Below are 15,575 nucleotides of genomic sequence, written 5' to 3'. Positions count from 1 at the left end.
CCTATGCCTCCGCTATCCAAACGCGCTCGAACAATGCCTGACCTAGCGGGATACCGCCCGGATGCGTTTTCAAGCCCACTACGTAATTCTGGTACGCGTCGATCTGGTTGGCGAAGCCCCAGATGATGTATCCGCCGTCGTCGTAGAGTTGCCGCTGCAATTCACGGATCATTTCGCGGCGGGTGCCGTCGTCGACAATCGTGCGGGCCTTGTTCGCTTTTGCGGTGAACGCATCGTCCGACCAGTGTGTCTCGTTGAATGGCGATGCTGCGGTCGCGCACTGGTTGACCTGCTGCAAGAAGTTGCGCGTGTAGTAGAACGTCAACGCGAACGGGTACTCCAAGTAGTTGCCGTCAGCGAAGAAGGTCGAGGAATCAACCTGGTTGATGTGCACGTGAATGCCCGCAGCGCTGGCTTGCTCTGCGAAGACCTGGGCGCTGCGCAGCGCGCCGGTCTGGATCTCCGCCGCATTCAGCGTGACGTCGAGCCCGTCCGGGTAGCCGGCTTCGGCCAGCAGACGCTTTGCCTCTTCGATGTTTTGCTCGCGTTGCGGGAAATCCTTCGGATAGGCGGGGTCGTAGAGCGAGAACATGTCGTTGCCCAGCTGGCCCTCCCCGGAGTAGACCTGATCGACCAGCTGGGTGCGGTCCGCCACGAGGCGCATGGCGCGGCGTACTCGCACGTCATCGAAGGGGGCGACATCCACTCGCATTGTCAGCGGCAGCCACATGCCGGTTTCGGAGACGAGGGTGGACAAACGCGGATCTGCTTCGATCACGCGCGCCAGCGAGTGGTTGAGATTGCCGATTGCATCGACCTGGGAGGAGAGCAGCGCATTGAGCATCGCGTCCTCTTCCTGGAAGTCGATGATTTCCACACTGTCCAACAGTGGTGCCTTGCCCCAGTAGTTGTCGTTGCGCACTAGCGTGGTCGACTGGCCGGGGGAGAAGTACTCCAGCTTGAACGGGCCGGAGCCGACCGGGTTTTTCGGGTCGTAGCCTTCCGGCACAATGCCCATTTGGTACTCAGCGAGACTATCGACGAGCGTTGCATCCGCCTCGCTGAGCACTATCCGCAGCTCGCGCGGTCCGGTCGCCTCCATGTAGTCGATATGGTTGATCGACGCCGCGCCGGATTTCGGGTCGTCCGGGTCGCGGATGCGGTCGTAGGAGAAGATGACGTCTTCGGGGCGGACCGGGCGTCCATCTGAGAACTGCACTCCCTCACGTAGGGTGACGGTCCACTCGGTAGCGTCGGGGGATGGTTCGACGGCGGTTGCCAGGCGGTACTCCAGGTCGTAGTTCTCATCGCGCCGGACCAAGGAGTCGTACATGTTGATCAACCTGGTGGCATCTGAGGAACTCGTGGGGATGTGGGCGTCGACTGTGTCTGTGGAGGATCCGCCTACGAGTCCCACACGCAACGTTCCGCCGCGCTTGGGTGGGCCTTCGACGTCGAAGTGCTCGACCGGGGACGGCGAGCAGGATGCTAAGGCGAACGTCGCGCCGCCGAGTGCCGTCGCCCGCAGCAGCTGTCTTCGCGTCATTTGCACCATCGCTTCACCTGCACATTCTGTGATCGCGCGCGTGAACGCGCTCAGCAAATATTAAGTACAAACGTATTGTCTTTTTTGGGTCCAGGCAAATGAAAGGTATTCCGTCTGGGGGTGGTGGGTGGGGGCGTGAACAAGCGTTGCCCTCCGGAAACGGGCTGGCGATACACTGGCCGGCATGGCTTTTGCTGCAGAACACCCCGTCCTCGCGCAGTCCGAATTTCGCCCCGTGGGCGAGATCGAACGGCGCGAGAAGCCCTTTGAAGTCGTCTCCGAGTTCCAGCCCTCCGGCGACCAGCCCACCGCGATTGCGCAGTTGGATGAGCGACTCAACCGCGGCGAGCGCGACGTGGTGCTCATGGGCGCGACCGGAACCGGCAAGTCCGCCACGGCGGCGTGGCTGATTGAAAAGCAGCAGCGCCCCACCTTGGTCATGGCGCCGAACAAGACGCTCGCCGCACAGCTGGCTAACGAGCTGCGTCAGCTGCTGCCAAACAACGCGGTGGAGTACTTCGTGTCCTACTACGACTACTACCAACCCGAGGCCTACATCGCACAGACGGACACCTACATCGAGAAAGACTCGTCCATCAACGACGATGTGGAGCGCCTCCGGCACTCGGCAACGTCCGCGCTGCTGTCCCGTCGAGACGTGGTGGTTGTGTCCTCAGTGTCCTGTATCTACGGTCTTGGCACCCCGCAGTCGTACCTGGACCGCTCGATCGTCCTTCGCACAGGGGAGGAGGTGGAGCGAGACCGCTTCCTGCGGCTGCTGGTGGACGTGCAGTACGAGCGCAACGACATCGATTTCAAGCGCGGCACTTTCCGCGTCAAGGGCGACACGGTGGACATCATTCCCGCCTACGAGGAGGTCGCGGTGCGGGTGGAGTTCTTCGGCGACGAGGTGGACTCGCTGTACTACATCCATCCGCTTACAGGCGATGTGATCAGCCAGGAGGACGAGGTGCGCATCTTCCCGGCTACCCACTACGTGGCCACGGACGAGCGCATGGAAAAGGCCATCGAGGCCATCAAACTCGAGCTCGCGGACCGGCTGGAGGATCTGGAGAGCAAGGGCAAGCTGCTTGAGGCTCAGCGTCTGCGCATGCGCACGGAGTACGACTTGGAGATGATCCAGCAGGTCGGTTTCTGCTCCGGCATCGAGAACTACTCCCGCCACATGGACGGCCGCCCCGCAGGCTCCGCGCCGGCGACGCTCATCGACTACTTCCCGGAGGACTTCCTCACCATCATCGACGAGTCCCACGTCACCGTGCCGCAGATCGGCGGCATGTTCGAGGGCGACATGTCGCGCAAGCGCAACCTGGTCGAATTCGGATTCCGCCTCCCCTCGGCGGTGGACAACCGCCCCCTCACGTTCGACGAATTCGAGGCTCGCGTGGGCCAGACTGTGTACATGTCCGCCACCCCGGGCGACTATGAGCTGGCCGCCTCGCAGGGCGAATTCGTCGAACAGGTCATTCGTCCGACCGGCCTGGTGGACCCGAAGGTCACCGTCAAGCCCACCAAGGGGCAGATTGACGATCTCATCGACGAAATTCGCCAGCGCACGGAGAAGGACGAGCGAGTCCTGGTAACCACCTTGACCAAGCGCATGGCGGAAGACCTCACGGACTACCTCCTGGACAACGGCATCAAGGTCCGCTACCTGCACTCTGACATCGACACACTGCAGCGCGTCGAGCTGTTGCGGCAGCTCCGCCTCGGTGAGTACGACGTGCTGGTGGGCATCAACCTCCTGCGCGAGGGCTTGGACCTGCCGGAGGTATCGCTAGTGGCCATCTTGGATGCTGACAAGGAGGGCTTCCTTCGCTCCACCAAGTCGCTCATTCAGACCATCGGCCGCGCAGCCCGCAACGTCTCGGGCGAAGTGATCATGTACGCGGACCAAGTCACCGAGTCCATGCAGGAGGCTATCGATGAAACGGAGCGCCGCCGCGAGAAGCAAATCGCCTACAATAAGGAGCACGGCATCGACCCGCAGCCGCTGCGCAAAGCGATTGCGGACATCTTGGACCAGGTCTACGAGAACGCCGACGCGGACGCTTCCGCAAGTCTGAGCTCAGATGCGGCGGTGGCGGAGCGGCCGGACGTGTCCAACATGGCCTCCGACGAGGTGCAGAAGCTTATCGACGACCTGACGGTCCAAATGCGCGACGCCGCCGGAGAGCTGAAGTTCGAGCTGGCCGGCCGACTGCGCGACGAGATTGCGGATCTGAAGCGCGAGCTGCGTGGTATTAAAGACACAGGCAATTAGCGAAAGGACCCTGCCTTGCACACCTACAACTCCATCGCTGTCGGCACCGACGGCTCAGCCACCTCGATGGTTGCGGTACGAGCAGCAGCCAGCTTGGCCCGCGTCTACGGCGCCGACCTGACCATCATCTGCGCGCACTACACCGCCTCCGGCTCGATGTTGAATTCCACGAACGCCGAGCTGTCACGGGTGGACATTGTTACTGCCACGAACGCGCGCGACATCCTGAGCAAGGCGGAGACGATTGCGAAGGAGGAGCAGGCCGGCACGGTCAACCTGGTGTCCAAGGGCGGCCAACCGGCGAACGTGCTGCTAGAAGCGGTCGAGGAATACGGCGTCGACCTCCTGGTGGTGGGCAACAAGGGCATGCGCTCCATGGCGGGCCGAATCTTCGGCAACATCCCCGGCAATGTGGCCAAGAAGGCGCCGGTGGACGTCATGCTCGTGGATACCAGGGCAGAGGGACACGACTAAAACAACCGAGGGGTACACTAGTCCTGCCCCAAAAGCTTTGAAAGGTGATCACCATGGCCGATACCCCATACAAGACCATCGTCGTCGGCTCCGACGGTTCCAAGTCCTCGCTGCTGGCCGTTGAGCGCGCCGCAAGGATTGCTGCAGCCTTCGGCTCCACCCTCGTCATCGGCACCGCCTACTACGAGAACGAGGAAGAAGCTGCAAAGACGCTGCGCCAGGATTCTGTGACCATCCTCGGCGACCAGAAGGCGCTGGAGAACCTCGAGGGTGCAGCTGATCACGCCCGTGCGGTAGGCGCGCCGGACGTGCAGACCGCGACCCGTCCGGGAACCCCGGTGCAGGCCCTCATGGCCATCGTCAACGACAACCACGCTGATCTGCTTGTTGTTGGCAACCGCGGGATCAACTCGCTGACCGGCCGCCTGCTGGGCTCCGTGCCGGCGGACGTCGCCCGTCAGTCTGACTGCGACGTCATGATCGTCCACACGGTCAACTAGTTATTCGCCAACCACCGTCAGCGTCTGTGTGGCGCGGGTGACGGCGACGTAGAGGTCTTGCCACCCCTGTGGCGAGGCCTCTTTTATTTCTCCGGGGTTTACTACTACGACGTGGTCGAACTCCAGGCCTTTCATCTCGCCGACATTGGTCGCATCGATCACCCTGGTCAAGCCGTTTCGCTTTTCGACGTCCTCCGGCCGCCCCACAAACTGCACCGGCTCCCCAGACGCGCGGATAGCCTCCGGGACCGTTGCGTGCGGGTCGATCTCGGCGAGAATCTCTGCCGCGTAGTCTGCGATCTCTTTTGGTGTGCGGTAATTCACCGTGAGCTCGTGGAGGCGGAACCTGCCGCCCACAAACGGCTCAAGGGCGGCCGTCCAATCATCGACGCCAGCGGGGGAAGAGGTCTGGGCGGTATCGCCCACCAGGGTCATCCAACGCGACGGGCAGCGCCGAAACACCATCCGCCACTCCATAGGCGACAACTCTTGCGCCTCGTCCACGATCACATGGCCGTACGCCCACGTCTGATCGGCCCTGGCACGCTGAGCGGTGGAGCGGGTGTCCGTTTCGCGCTGACGGCTGGCCAGCGTCTCCGCGTCGATGACGTCTGCGGCGGAGAGGATCTCGGCGTCGAACTGGTCGTCGTCGTTGTCCGTGGATTCAGAGGAAGCCAGCACATCAAGCGCCCCCTCGGCCTCGGCGACTAGCTCGCGCCACTCCTGTTCTTCCTTGCGCCGCTGCTCCTCCGGGTCAACGGTACCGATGAGCACCGCCAACTCATCTACCAAAGCCGTGTCCGACCGGGTAAACGCGGAGCCGGGCTCGCGGTACAACGCAGCGCGGGTGTAATCGTCATAGTCGTATGCAACCGCAGCGATGGCCTCAGGGTCGGTCAACAGCGCCTCCAACACCTCCACTGGGTCGAGCTCGGGGAAGTGTGCGTCGATGAGCTGCTGCACTTGGGGGTCTTCCGAAAGGTCGTCGTGAAGCTGATCCACGTCCGCATCGGAGAGCAAGTTTTCGCCACCCAGCGGATCTTCGCCGATTCTCTGCGCCAGCGTCTCGGCGAGCAACTGAGTCAGGTGCTCTGCGAAATGCGCGCGGGCCTGGTTGTGGGGGCGCCGCGAGCGGCGCGCCCGGGTCCGCGCAGCCTTGATCATCTGCGGTGTCGCTTCTACCGGCACGGAGTCGAAGGTCAGCTTCACTGGTGTGTCGGGCACGGTTTCGTATGCCTGCACTGCTCGTTTGAGCACAGTCACCATCTCGACCGATCCCTTCACCTCGCGGGCTGCGATCGAGTCGTCACCGGCTGGCGCGAACCCCGGCACCAGTTGGTCGGCGGTGGAGAGCACGACCCCGGTCTCGCCGAGCTCCGGCAGCACCCGCGAGATGTACTCCAAAAATGTCGCGTTGGGGCCAACCACGAGTACGCCGGTACGGGTCAGCTGCTCGCGCCAGGTGTAGAGCAAGTAGGCGATCCGGTGGAGCGCAACTGCCGTCTTCCCTGTGCCCGGCCCGCCTTGCACCACCATGACACCGCGAGTTGGGTCACGGATGATCTCGTCCTGCTCTCTCTGGATTGTTTCCACGATGGAGCGCATGTGTCCCGTGCGGGCCTCGTTCATCGTGCGGCGCAGCGCCGCCTCGGAGCCGACGCCTGCGGCGGAGGTCTCAGCCCCGTCGCCGGAGAGCACCTCGTCGTCGACTGCGGTGACCGTTCGCCCCCGCATACGAATGTTGCGCCGGGTCTCCACACCCTCCGGGTGGGCCGTAGTGGCCAAGTAGTAGGGGCGAGCGAGGGGAGCACGCCAGTCCAGCAGGAGTGTCCGGTAGTTATCCTCCCGGTCGTCCATCCCCATGCGGCCGATGTACCTGCGCTCTAGGCCACTACGGCCCGGTACCGGATTCTCGGGGTCCTGGTCGGCCACGTCGATACGGCCGAACACTAAGCCGGTCTCCGCCACATTGAGGGCATCAAGTTTCGCGTTCAGGCCGTGGTACTCCGTCTCGCGGCGCACCAGTGCGTCCGAGTCAGGGTTATCCGGGTCCACATCACGCTGCACCTGCTCAAGCCTTGCCTGAGCTCGTGCTACCTCAGCGTCGAGGTGCGCGAAGAGTGTGTCCACATACGCTTGCTCTGTTTCCTGCATCCCCACAACAAACGGCCCCGGGCCGGGGATTATTCCCAGCCCGGGGCCATGAATTCACGAAAGGGTTACGCGAACTTCTTCTGCGCCTTCTTCACCAGCTTCTGCGCCTTCTTCTCAGCCTTCTTGGCCTTGCGCTTCCACCTCAGCTTGGTAATCCAGGACGGGTCTGCGTCCAGCTTGTCCCAAGCCTTCTGCAGCGAGTCCACCGCATCTTGGGCCTTGCCCTGTGCCTTTGCGGAGGCCTTGTTCACCTTGCGCTTCGCCTTGAACTTATCCAGGGTGGAGGGCTGGAGGTCGTCCAGCTGGTCCTGCAAGTCACCAACGATGCCGTTGACCTTGCGCTTCGCCTTAAACTTCTGGACCTTGGACGGCTTGAGGTCGTCGTAGGTGTCCTCCGCCTTGTCAGCGGCCTTATCTGTGGCGTCGTCCAGCCATTCGCCTGCGTCGGACAGGAAGTGGGACGCCTGCTTCTTGGCGTCTCCGAACCAGTCGTTCGCCGCGCCACCCGCCTTGGCGGCGGCCTTCTTCCAATCACCCTTGTTGTCGTCAACGTAGTCGGTGACCTGGTCGGTAGCGTCGGAGAACCAGTCAGACGCCTTGTTCCACGCCTTCTCCGTTTCAGACTTCGTGGGCAGCGCCTGCTTGACGTTCTTCTGCGCGGCCTGAGCGGCGTGCTGGGCGCGCCACTTCAAATCCGGCTTGCCGTCATTGTCAACGGTGGCCAGCAGCACACCGCCCGCGAGGCCGAGGTCGGTCAGCGCGCCGGTGCGGCGGCGGGACTTCTCGTCGTCGTCCTCGGCCTCCCAGAATGCGTGGCGGCCGACGATGGTTGGCAGGGCGGTGGCGGCCAGCAGCGTCGCGGACAAGCGCGGGAACTTGCCGATAGCGAAGGACGCGCCTGCACCGGCCTTGGTAGCGGCAACAATCTGAGCGGCGGTCTCCGGGCTCTTCGGCAGGAAGCCGCGGTACTCGCGCGGGGTCAGCGCGCGCACCTTCTTCAAAACGCTGTCCGCGGCTTCCTTGTGGCCCGCCGGGTTCAGCAGGGTCTCGACGCCGTCGATCACGTAGACCGAAGCGAGCATCGGGCGTGCGATTTTACGGATCATACTCTTACCCAATCCTTACTTTTTGTAGCTGAATGTGCTTCCGCCGAGTGTAGCGATTTTGTGCTCCACTAGTGGCTGCTTTTGGCCTTACCAACGACGGTCCCACCAGTCGTCCAGGTCCGGACGCTCGTTGCCGAGCGTGGTGGGTTTGCCGTGGCCAGGCCACACGATGCTGTCATCAGGGTAGATGTCGAAAACCCTTTCTTTGACGTCGTTGAACAGGCGCACGAAATCGCCCTCAGATTGGGTCTTACCCAAACCCCCAGGGAACAAGGAGTCGCCCACGAAGAGGTTTGTGGTGCCGTCGATCTCCGCAACAAGACATGCTCCGCCCGGAGTGTGGCCGCGCAGGACGCACACGGGGAAGGAGTGGCCCGCAAACTCGATGGTGTCCCCGTCGCGCAATTCCACATCGGCGGGGGCGGGGATCGCGGGGGCGTCGAGGAACGGTGCGTAGTGCTTGGCCCCGGTGTGCTTCAGCACCTCCGCCAAGGCCCTCGTGTGGTCGTAGTGGCGGTGGGTTGTCAACACGGCGGTGATCTTCACGCCGGCCTCGTCGGCCATTGCGAGGATGTCGGTGGCGTGCGAAGCGGCGTCGATAAGCAGCCCCTGCCCATCCTCGCAGAGGAGGTAGCAATTGTTGTCCATGTCTGAGACGGAAATGTGGCGCAGTTCAAGCATGCGCCCCAGGCTAGTCAGGAATGTTTCACCCGTCGCCGACGTTGGTAGCGTCTTGGGAGTACCAACCGACGAAAGCGAGAGTGACGTGGCCGAAAAGCTGACAGTGCGTGGCGCGCGCGAGCACAACCTCAAGGGCGTAGACATCGAGCTGCCCCGCGACAAGATGGCGGTGTTCACCGGCCTGTCCGGCTCCGGCAAATCCTCGCTCGCATTCGACACCATCTTCGCTGAGGGGCAGCGGCGCTATGTGGAATCGCTGTCCTCGTACGCGCGTATGTTCCTCGGCCAGATGGACAAACCGGACGTGGACTACATCGACGGGCTGAGCCCGGCAGTATCAATCGACCAGAAGTCCACAAACCGCAACCCGCGCTCGACCGTAGGCACGATCACGGAGATCTACGATTACCTGCGCCTGCTGTACTCGCGCGCCGGCACGCCGCACTGCCCGGTGTGCGACGCGGTGATCGAGCGGCAGACGCCGCAGCAGATCGTCGACCGCGTGCTGAAGTTGGAAGAGCGCACAAAGTTCCAGGTGCTCGCGCCCATCGTGCGCAAGCGCAAAGGCGAGTTCCAGGACCTCTTCGCGGATCTGTCTGCGCAGGGATATTCGCGTGTGAACGTCGACGGGGAGACCTACCAACTGTCGGATCCGCCGAAGCTGGAAAAGCAAATCAAGCACAATATCGACGTGGTGGTGGACCGCCTCACCGTCAAAGCCAGCCAAAAGCAGCGTCTGACTGACTCGGTGGAAACCGCGCTGAAGCTTGCCGACGGCCTAGTCGGTTTTGACTTTGTGGAGCTGGACGCGGATGACCCGGAGCGCGTGCAGATTTTTTCGGAGAAGATGGCGTGCCCGAACGGGCACAAGCTCAACGTGGAGGAGTACGAGCCGCGCGCGTTTTCCTTCAACTCTCCGTTTGGCGCATGCCCGGCCTGCGACGGCTTGGGCGTACGCAAGGAGATCGACGTGGACCTGGTCATCCCGGACCCCGACGCGCCCGCGGTAGACGCGTTCCAGCCGTGGAACTCCAGCCCCAACAAGAAGTACTTCACCAAACTCATCGAGGCGCTGGCGAAAGAAGAGAAGTTCGACGCGAACGCGCCGTTGAGCTCGCTGACCAAGACGCAACAGAAGCACCTCATCCACGGTTCCTCCACCCAGGTCAATGTGCGGTACAAGAACCGCTACGGACGCCAACGCTCGTACACCGCGGCCTATGAGGGGATCGTCGGCTACTTGGAACGCAAGTTGGAGCAGGCGGAATCCGATACGCAAAAGGAACGCCTGCTGGCCTACACCCGCGAGGTGCCGTGCCCGACGTGCAACGGTGCCCGCCTGAAGCCGGAGATTCTGGCGGTGCGGTTGGCATCCACCACGCACGGTGAAAAGTCCATCGCGGGCCTGACGGAGCTCTCCATCGAAGAAGCGTCGCAGTACTTGGACAACCTGGTGCTCGGCTACCGCGAAGAGATGATCGCCGGTGCCGTGCTGCGGGAGATCCAGGCTCGCCTGCACTTCCTCCTCGACGTGGGCCTGAACTACCTCACGCTCGCTCGCTCCGCCGGCACGCTGTCCGGCGGTGAGGCGCAGCGCATTCGCTTGGCCACTCAGATCGGATCCGGTCTCGCCGGCGTGCTCTACGTCCTGGACGAGCCGTCAATCGGCCTGCACCAGCGCGACAACCAGCGCCTGATCACCACCTTGAAGAAGCTGCGCGACCTCGGCAACACACTCGTGGTGGTGGAGCACGACGAGGACACCATTCGCGAGGCGGACTGGCTCATTGACATCGGCCCGCGCGCCGGCGAGTACGGCGGCGAAGTGGTCTACCAGGGCAAGCCGGAGGGCATTCTGAAGGCCAAGGGCTCGCTCACGGGCGACTATCTGGCCGGCCGGAAGGTGATCGAGGTGCCGGAAGAGCGAAGGCCCGTCGATAAGCAGCGCCAGCTCAAGGTGGTCGGCGCCCGCGAGAACAATCTGGACAACGTCAGCGTCAACATCCCGCTCGGCGTGCTTGTGGCGGTGACGGGTGTCTCCGGTTCCGGCAAATCCACGTTGGTGAACCAGATCCTTGCCAAGACGCTGCAGAACCAACTCAACGGCGCGCGGCAAGTGCCGGGCCGTGTGAAGAAGGTTGAAGGGTTGGAACACCTGGACAAGCTCGTGCAGGTGGACCAGAGTCCAATCGGGCGCACCCCGCGCTCCAACCCGGCGACGTACACCGGCGTGTTCGACAAAATCCGCAACCTCTTCGCGGAGACGCAGGAGGCAAAGGTGCGCGGCTACAAGGCCGGCCGCTTCTCCTTCAACGTCAAGGGCGGACGCTGCGAGGCGTGCCACGGCGACGGCACCATCAAGATCGAGATGAACTTCCTGCCGGACGTGTACGTGCCGTGCGAGGTCTGCCACGGCGCGCGCTACAACCGAGAGACGCTTGAGGTGCGCTACAAGGGCAAGAACATTGCCGAGGTGCTGGAGATGCCGATCTCGGAGGCCGCGGAATTCTTCGAGCCCATCACCTCTATCCATCGCTATCTTCAAACGCTTGTCGACGTCGGGCTCGGCTACGTCCGCCTCGGGCAAAGCGCGACCACGTTGTCTGGCGGTGAGGCGCAGCGCGTGAAGCTGGCATCCGAGCTGCAGAAGCGCTCCAACGGGCGCACGATCTACATCTTGGACGAGCCGACGACGGGGCTGCACTTCGAGGACATCCGCAAACTCATGCTCGTGCTCAACGGGCTCGTGGAGAAGGGCAACACCGTGTTGGTCATCGAGCACAACCTGGACGTGATCAAGTCTGCGGACTGGATCATCGACATGGGTCCGGAGGGCGGCTCAGGCGGAGGTACGGTGGTGGCACAGGGCACGCCGGAGGACGTCGCCAAGGTGGATGGATCGTTTACCGGTGAGTTCCTCCGAGACATTTTGGCCAAGGCGTAGGCGCGCCGATTTGGTTTATGCGGGCGCATCCGAGTACAGTGCCTGTCACACCGCCCAGCGTGTCCGTGTTACGCGGATGCGCGGGCCGCAAGAGGAGTGAATCCCACCCCAAGCCGCTTACATAGGTGAGTTGGATACGGGTCAAACGGTGAGCCGAGGTAGTTACCTGCCGTTCGGTTCGCTATGGACGATCTCCCGCCACCTGCCAGGGTGCGCGGGTTTTTCGTGTGGGATGGGTTCGACTGCGGCTCGAGTGCGGCACACATTGTTTCTCACGTCTCTAGGAGTTCTCATCAGCGCTGAAGCTCGGATCAATGAACGAATCCGCGTCCCTGAAGTTCGTCTCGTCGGCCCGTCCGGCGAGCAGGTGGGCATTGTCCGTACGGACGACGCCCGCAAGCTGGCGTATGAGGCAGACCTCGACCTGGTCGAGGTTGCCCCGAACGCGAAGCCGCCCGTGGCCAAGATCATGGACTACGGCAAGTTCAAGTACGAGCAGGATCAGAAGGCCCGCGAGGCCCGCAAGAACCAGCAGCAGACGGTGGTCAAGGAGCAGAAGTTCCGCCCCAAGATCGATGAGCACGACTACCAGACAAAGAAGGGCAATGTTGAGCGCTTCCTGGAGAAGGGCAACAAGGTCAAGGTCACCATCATGTTCCGCGGCCGCGAGCAGGCCCGCCCCGAGCTGGGGTACCGCCTGCTGGAGCGCCTGGCTGAGGATATCGGGGAGCTCGGCGTGGTCGAGTCCCGTCCTAAACAGGACGGCCGAAACATGACGATGGTCTTCGGACCGGCTCGCAAGGGCAAAAAGTAGTTCCAACAATCGACACTCTGAAGGGCTTTCACCATGAAGCAGAAGACCCACAAGGGCACCGCAAAGCGCATCAAGGTCAACGGCAAGGGCAAGCTGCGCCGCGAGCAGGCTGGTAAGCGCCACCTGAATGAGAAGCTCTCTTCGAAGCGCCGCCGCAAGCTGTCCGGCACCACCGACGTCGCGCCGGCTGACGTCAAGCGCGCTAAGCGCCTCCTCGGCATGTCCTAAGCACTGCCCGATCAACCAACCGACTACGAGATAAGACAAGGAAGTTTGACTCATGGCACGTGTGAAGCGTTCAGTCAATGCTAAGAAGAAGCGCCGCGCAATCCTCAAGTCCGCGAAAGGCTACCGCGGCCAGCGCTCCCGCCTGTACCGCAAGGCCAAGGAGCAGTGGCTGCACTCCCAGACCTATGCTTACCGCGACCGCCGTAAGCGCAAGAGCGAGTTCCGCAAGCTGTGGATTCAGCGCATCAATGCGGCCGCCCGCATGAACGACATCACCTACAACCGCCTCATCCACGGCCTGAAGCTGGCTGAGGTCGAGGTGGACCGCAAGATCCTCGCCGACCTGGCGGTCAACGATTTTGCCGCGTTCTCTGCGATCTGCGAGATTGCCAAGAACGCTCTGCCGGAGGACGTCAACGCCCCCAAGGCCGCTTAAGCACTTCTTGCTTAGCGACGAAAGCTCCCGCCCAACCCCGAACAATCGGGTGAGGCGGGAGCTTTTTCGTGCGTGACAACGAATTGGGGCTGTTTTAGAAGATGCCCTCGTTCTCGCGGCCGAAGTCGTCGAGCGTGACGTCGCGGGAGTCGACGTCTTGGTCGTTGTACTCGGAGTCGTCACCGTCGAGACGGCCAGTCTGGGTGACGGTGATGTAGTTGGTCAGTCGACCTTCCTTGGTGTTGCCGTCGCCGAAGGAGAAGGACACGAGGTCTGCTTCCTCACCCGGGTTGATCGGGTTGGACAGAGTGACCTCGAAGATGCGCGCCTGCTCGTCCTCGTCCCAACCCAGGTCGCGGGCGTAGCCGCCCTCGCGGGTGGTGGTGGTGATCAGACGGTCAACGCCCTCCGGGCCGTCCTCGGTGCGGACTGCGACGCGGAAGGTCACAGCCGGGAACTCACCCCAGTAGCGCTCGTTGCCGACGTTCTTCACGCGCAGCGCGGTGGAACCGGCGAAGCCTTGTGCCTTCGCGGAGGAAACGGTGAAGTACGGCTCGAGGTCCAGGTCGTACTCGGCCTGCTCGGAGTCAGCGTCTGCCTCCGTGGCAGCTTCCTTCTTGTCGGATACTGCTTCAACCTCGATGGCGCCCTCGGTATTGTCGTCAGCCTTTTCGGATTCCTCCTTGGCCGCGTTTTCGTTGTCGGCGGCGAGGTTGACGTCCTCGTTGCTGATGTCGGCGGTCTTGTTGTCGTCGACCTTCTCCACGTCGTCGATGTTGTCGCCCTTGTTCAGGGTGTCAACGTCGTTGTCGTACTCAGCGTTCGGCTCGTCCTTGACCTCGGTGGTCTGCGCACCCTTGTTGGGAGCCCAGGAATCAGCCGGGGTGTCGAAGTTCTTCACGCGAACCTCGTTTTTCACCGGCATGTTTGCAACCCAGGCAGTGGGGGTTGCCCAAGTGCCGTTAGGGCGGCAACGCTGCTGGGTGCCGGTCATGGTGACGGTGCGGAAGCCGTAGGTGGCCTCACCGGTGTTGCCTGCCGGCACGTCGTACGGGCCCACGGTCTGGCCGACGTTCCAGGACAGCTCTGCGGAAACATCCCAGCCGAGTGACTTGGCAAGGGAGTAGCCGATGTTGCCCTCGATGCCCTTCTTGGAGCCGGAGCCGCCGAGATCCAGGGTCTCGGTCTTGGAGCCGTTCACGGAAGCGGAGACCGTCTGAGTGCGGGAGAGATCCTGCTGCAGCGGGATTGCCTCGTCGGAAAGGTTCGTGGTGGAGATGGTGCCCACCGGCAGGAAGTTGTCCTTCACCTTGTACACGACGGTGCGGTAGTCCTCGGTGGAGTTGCACACCGGGCGCGGGTTGAGCACGTTCGCCTTCAGGTGGTTGGAGCCACGGTATGTGTGAACGATCGGGAGCTTGTCGTTGTTCGCCGGGGTCTCGGGAGCGGACTCCTCGATGGTGGTTGCGTTCGCGGGAGCGATGGCAGCGCCGGCCATCAGAGCGCCGAGAAGCGCAGTGGTAATGCGTCGGGTCTTGCGGGTCATACGTTGTCCTTTCCTGTGAAGCTACCGCCAGCGTCGCTAGCAGGTGGGGTGATTACTTACAGGGGTCAATGTAAGGACGCAGTTGTCGCGTGACAAGAGAAAATCGGGTGCTTGGAACCTTCGTTCCCGAAGCCGATACCTTCGTTCAGCGCGGAGGAAGCGGCTACTGCACTTGCGGTCCGCGGCCGTTGAGCACAGTGACCACGAGGTCGAGGCGGGAGGAGACTCCGTAGGCCGAGAGCAGCTTGGAGACCATCTTCTTCACCGTGGACTCCGAGTAGTTCAGTTGCTTTGCAATGTCAGCGTTGCTCAAGCCGTCGCAAAGCAGCTCAAGCACCTTTTGCTCGGTATCGGAAACACCAGATGGGACATCGATGGCGGTCTTTGGGCGCGCTCCGCGATCACTTTGTGGAGCTTGCGGCTCCCGCTGCGAAAGGTGGGGAAGCAGCTTGTTCATCGCGGCAGGCGAGATCACGGTGCCGCCTGCGACAGCCTGCCGCACGGAAAGAATGATCTCCTCACGCGGCTGGCTCTTGAGAATGTAGCCGCGCCCGCCGTGGTCGAGGATGTCCAGCATCGCGGTGTCGTTGTCCAACGAGCTAATCGCCAAAAACGCGGGGGCGGACCCGCGCGCGACCAGGTTACGCAACAACTCGGCGCCGCCCATGTGCTGCATGTAGACGTCCGAGAGCACCACATCCACGTCTAATTGGGGGATGCGCTCCAGTGCTTCGGATCCGTCCGAAGCGGTTTCGACGACGGTGATCCCTTCGGCGCTGTCGAGATAGCTTTTCAGCACCTCGCGGACGAGCGGATCATCGTCGACGAGGAAAACCCGGATTGGGTGATCAGGTGTTGTCAT

General features: G+C 62.6%; 13 protein-coding genes. 7 read left to right on the top strand and 6 right to left on the bottom strand.

Translation table 11 applies throughout. The annotated features are described in order from the left end of the window. Nucleotide 1 precedes the first annotated feature (1 nt). On the bottom strand, nucleotides 2-1,546 hold the full coding sequence (locus HMA55_RS10010; protein ID WP_235961931.1) for an ABC transporter substrate-binding protein: 1,545 nt from the start codon (nucleotides 1,544-1,546) through the stop codon (nucleotides 2-4). Nucleotides 1,547-1,730: 184 nt separating this feature from the next. Between HMA55_RS10010 and uvrB the strand changes: the two genes are divergently transcribed. Genes uvrB through HMA55_RS09995 form a run of 3 tightly spaced genes read left to right on the top strand, consistent with a single transcriptional unit; the run spans nucleotide 1,731 to nucleotide 4,804 of the window. Continuing rightward, entirely contained in the window at nucleotides 1,731-3,830 is a 2,100-nt protein-coding gene (gene uvrB / locus HMA55_RS10005) for an excinuclease ABC subunit UvrB (RefSeq protein WP_181192908.1), read from the top strand. 15 nt (nucleotides 3,831-3,845) lie between these two features. Next, entirely contained in the window at nucleotides 3,846-4,304 is a 459-nt protein-coding gene (locus HMA55_RS10000) for a universal stress protein (protein WP_181192907.1), read from the top strand. Between the two features lie 53 nt (nucleotides 4,305-4,357). Then, nucleotides 4,358-4,804: a universal stress protein gene (locus HMA55_RS09995; RefSeq protein WP_181192906.1), complete on the top strand. Its 447-nt coding sequence runs from the start codon at nucleotides 4,358-4,360 to the stop codon at nucleotides 4,802-4,804. Here HMA55_RS09995 and HMA55_RS09990 read toward each other — a convergent pair whose 3' ends face one another. The 3 genes from HMA55_RS09990 to HMA55_RS09980 form a co-directional block, all read right to left on the bottom strand. Continuing rightward, on the bottom strand, nucleotides 4,805-6,958 hold the full coding sequence (locus HMA55_RS09990) for a HelD family protein (RefSeq protein WP_181192905.1): 2,154 nt from the start codon (nucleotides 6,956-6,958) through the stop codon (nucleotides 4,805-4,807). Nucleotides 6,959-7,023: 65 nt separating this feature from the next. After that, entirely contained in the window at nucleotides 7,024-8,064 is a 1,041-nt protein-coding gene (locus tag HMA55_RS09985; RefSeq protein ID WP_181192904.1) for a DoxX family protein, read from the bottom strand. Nucleotides 8,065-8,151: 87 nt separating this feature from the next. After that, nucleotides 8,152-8,745: an MBL fold metallo-hydrolase gene (locus HMA55_RS09980; RefSeq protein WP_374680614.1), complete on the bottom strand. Its 594-nt coding sequence runs from the start codon at nucleotides 8,743-8,745 to the stop codon at nucleotides 8,152-8,154. An 85-nt stretch (nucleotides 8,746-8,830) separates the two neighbouring features. Between HMA55_RS09980 and uvrA the strand changes: the two genes are divergently transcribed. The 4 genes from uvrA (at nucleotide 8,831) to rplT (ending at nucleotide 13,167) form a co-directional block, all read left to right on the top strand. Beyond that, the gene (gene uvrA / locus HMA55_RS09975; protein ID WP_181192903.1) at nucleotides 8,831-11,689 is read left to right on the top strand and encodes an excinuclease ABC subunit UvrA; all 2,859 of its coding nucleotides are present in this window, start codon (nucleotides 8,831-8,833) and stop codon (nucleotides 11,687-11,689) included. A 253-nt stretch (nucleotides 11,690-11,942) separates the two neighbouring features. Continuing rightward, on the top strand, nucleotides 11,943-12,503 hold the full coding sequence (infC, locus tag HMA55_RS09970) for a translation initiation factor IF-3 (protein WP_374680615.1): 561 nt from the start codon (nucleotides 11,943-11,945) through the stop codon (nucleotides 12,501-12,503). A gap of 33 nt (nucleotides 12,504-12,536) precedes the next feature. After that, nucleotides 12,537-12,731 carry a 50S ribosomal protein L35 gene (gene rpmI / locus HMA55_RS09965; protein ID WP_181192901.1) on the top strand — a complete coding sequence of 65 codons (195 nt, stop codon included), beginning with the start codon at nucleotides 12,537-12,539 and terminating at the stop codon, nucleotides 12,729-12,731. 52 nt (nucleotides 12,732-12,783) lie between these two features. Further along, a complete protein-coding gene (gene rplT, locus HMA55_RS09960) occupies nucleotides 12,784-13,167 on the top strand; it encodes a 50S ribosomal protein L20 (RefSeq protein WP_181192900.1) in 384 nt (127 codons plus the stop codon). Nucleotides 13,168-13,261: 94 nt separating this feature from the next. Here rplT and HMA55_RS09955 read toward each other — a convergent pair whose 3' ends face one another. Together HMA55_RS09955 and HMA55_RS09950 are read right to left on the bottom strand one after the other, a co-directional pair. Further along, nucleotides 13,262-14,713 (bottom strand): hypothetical protein, encoded by a 1,452-nt coding sequence (locus HMA55_RS09955; RefSeq protein WP_181192899.1) that lies wholly within the window; start codon nucleotides 14,711-14,713, stop codon nucleotides 13,262-13,264. A gap of 163 nt (nucleotides 14,714-14,876) precedes the next feature. Continuing rightward, nucleotides 14,877-15,575, bottom strand: coding sequence for a response regulator (locus HMA55_RS09950; protein ID WP_181192898.1), 699 nt, complete (start codon nucleotides 15,573-15,575; stop codon nucleotides 14,877-14,879).

Source organism: Corynebacterium wankanglinii, assembly GCF_013601005.1.
Lineage (GTDB): Bacteria > Actinomycetota > Actinomycetes > Mycobacteriales > Mycobacteriaceae > Corynebacterium > Corynebacterium wankanglinii.
Note: the sequence above shows the minus strand (reverse complement) of the source record. Positions and strands in the feature narration are given on the sequence as shown.

Coding starts and splice junctions, on each gene's coding strand:
- uvrB (WP_181192908.1), top strand. CDS start 1,731: ATGGCTTTTGCTGCAGAACACCCCGTCCTCGCGCAGTCCGAATTTCGC.
- HMA55_RS09985 (WP_181192904.1), bottom strand. CDS start 8,064: ATGATCCGTAAAATCGCACGCCCGATGCTCGCTTCGGTCTACGTGATC.
- rplT (WP_181192900.1), top strand. CDS start 12,784: ATGGCACGTGTGAAGCGTTCAGTCAATGCTAAGAAGAAGCGCCGCGCA.
- HMA55_RS09995 (WP_181192906.1), top strand. CDS start 4,358: ATGGCCGATACCCCATACAAGACCATCGTCGTCGGCTCCGACGGTTCC.
- rpmI (WP_181192901.1), top strand. CDS start 12,537: ATGAAGCAGAAGACCCACAAGGGCACCGCAAAGCGCATCAAGGTCAAC.
- HMA55_RS09955 (WP_181192899.1), bottom strand. CDS start 14,713: ATGACCCGCAAGACCCGACGCATTACCACTGCGCTTCTCGGCGCTCTG.
- HMA55_RS09990 (WP_181192905.1), bottom strand. CDS start 6,958: ATGCAGGAAACAGAGCAAGCGTATGTGGACACACTCTTCGCGCACCTC.
- HMA55_RS09950 (WP_181192898.1), bottom strand. CDS start 15,575: ATGACAACACCTGATCACCCAATCCGGGTTTTCCTCGTCGACGATGAT.
- HMA55_RS09980 (WP_374680614.1), bottom strand. CDS start 8,745: ATGCTTGAACTGCGCCACATTTCCGTCTCAGACATGGACAACAATTGC.
- HMA55_RS10010 (WP_235961931.1), bottom strand. CDS start 1,546: ATGACGCGAAGACAGCTGCTGCGGGCGACGGCACTCGGCGGCGCGACG.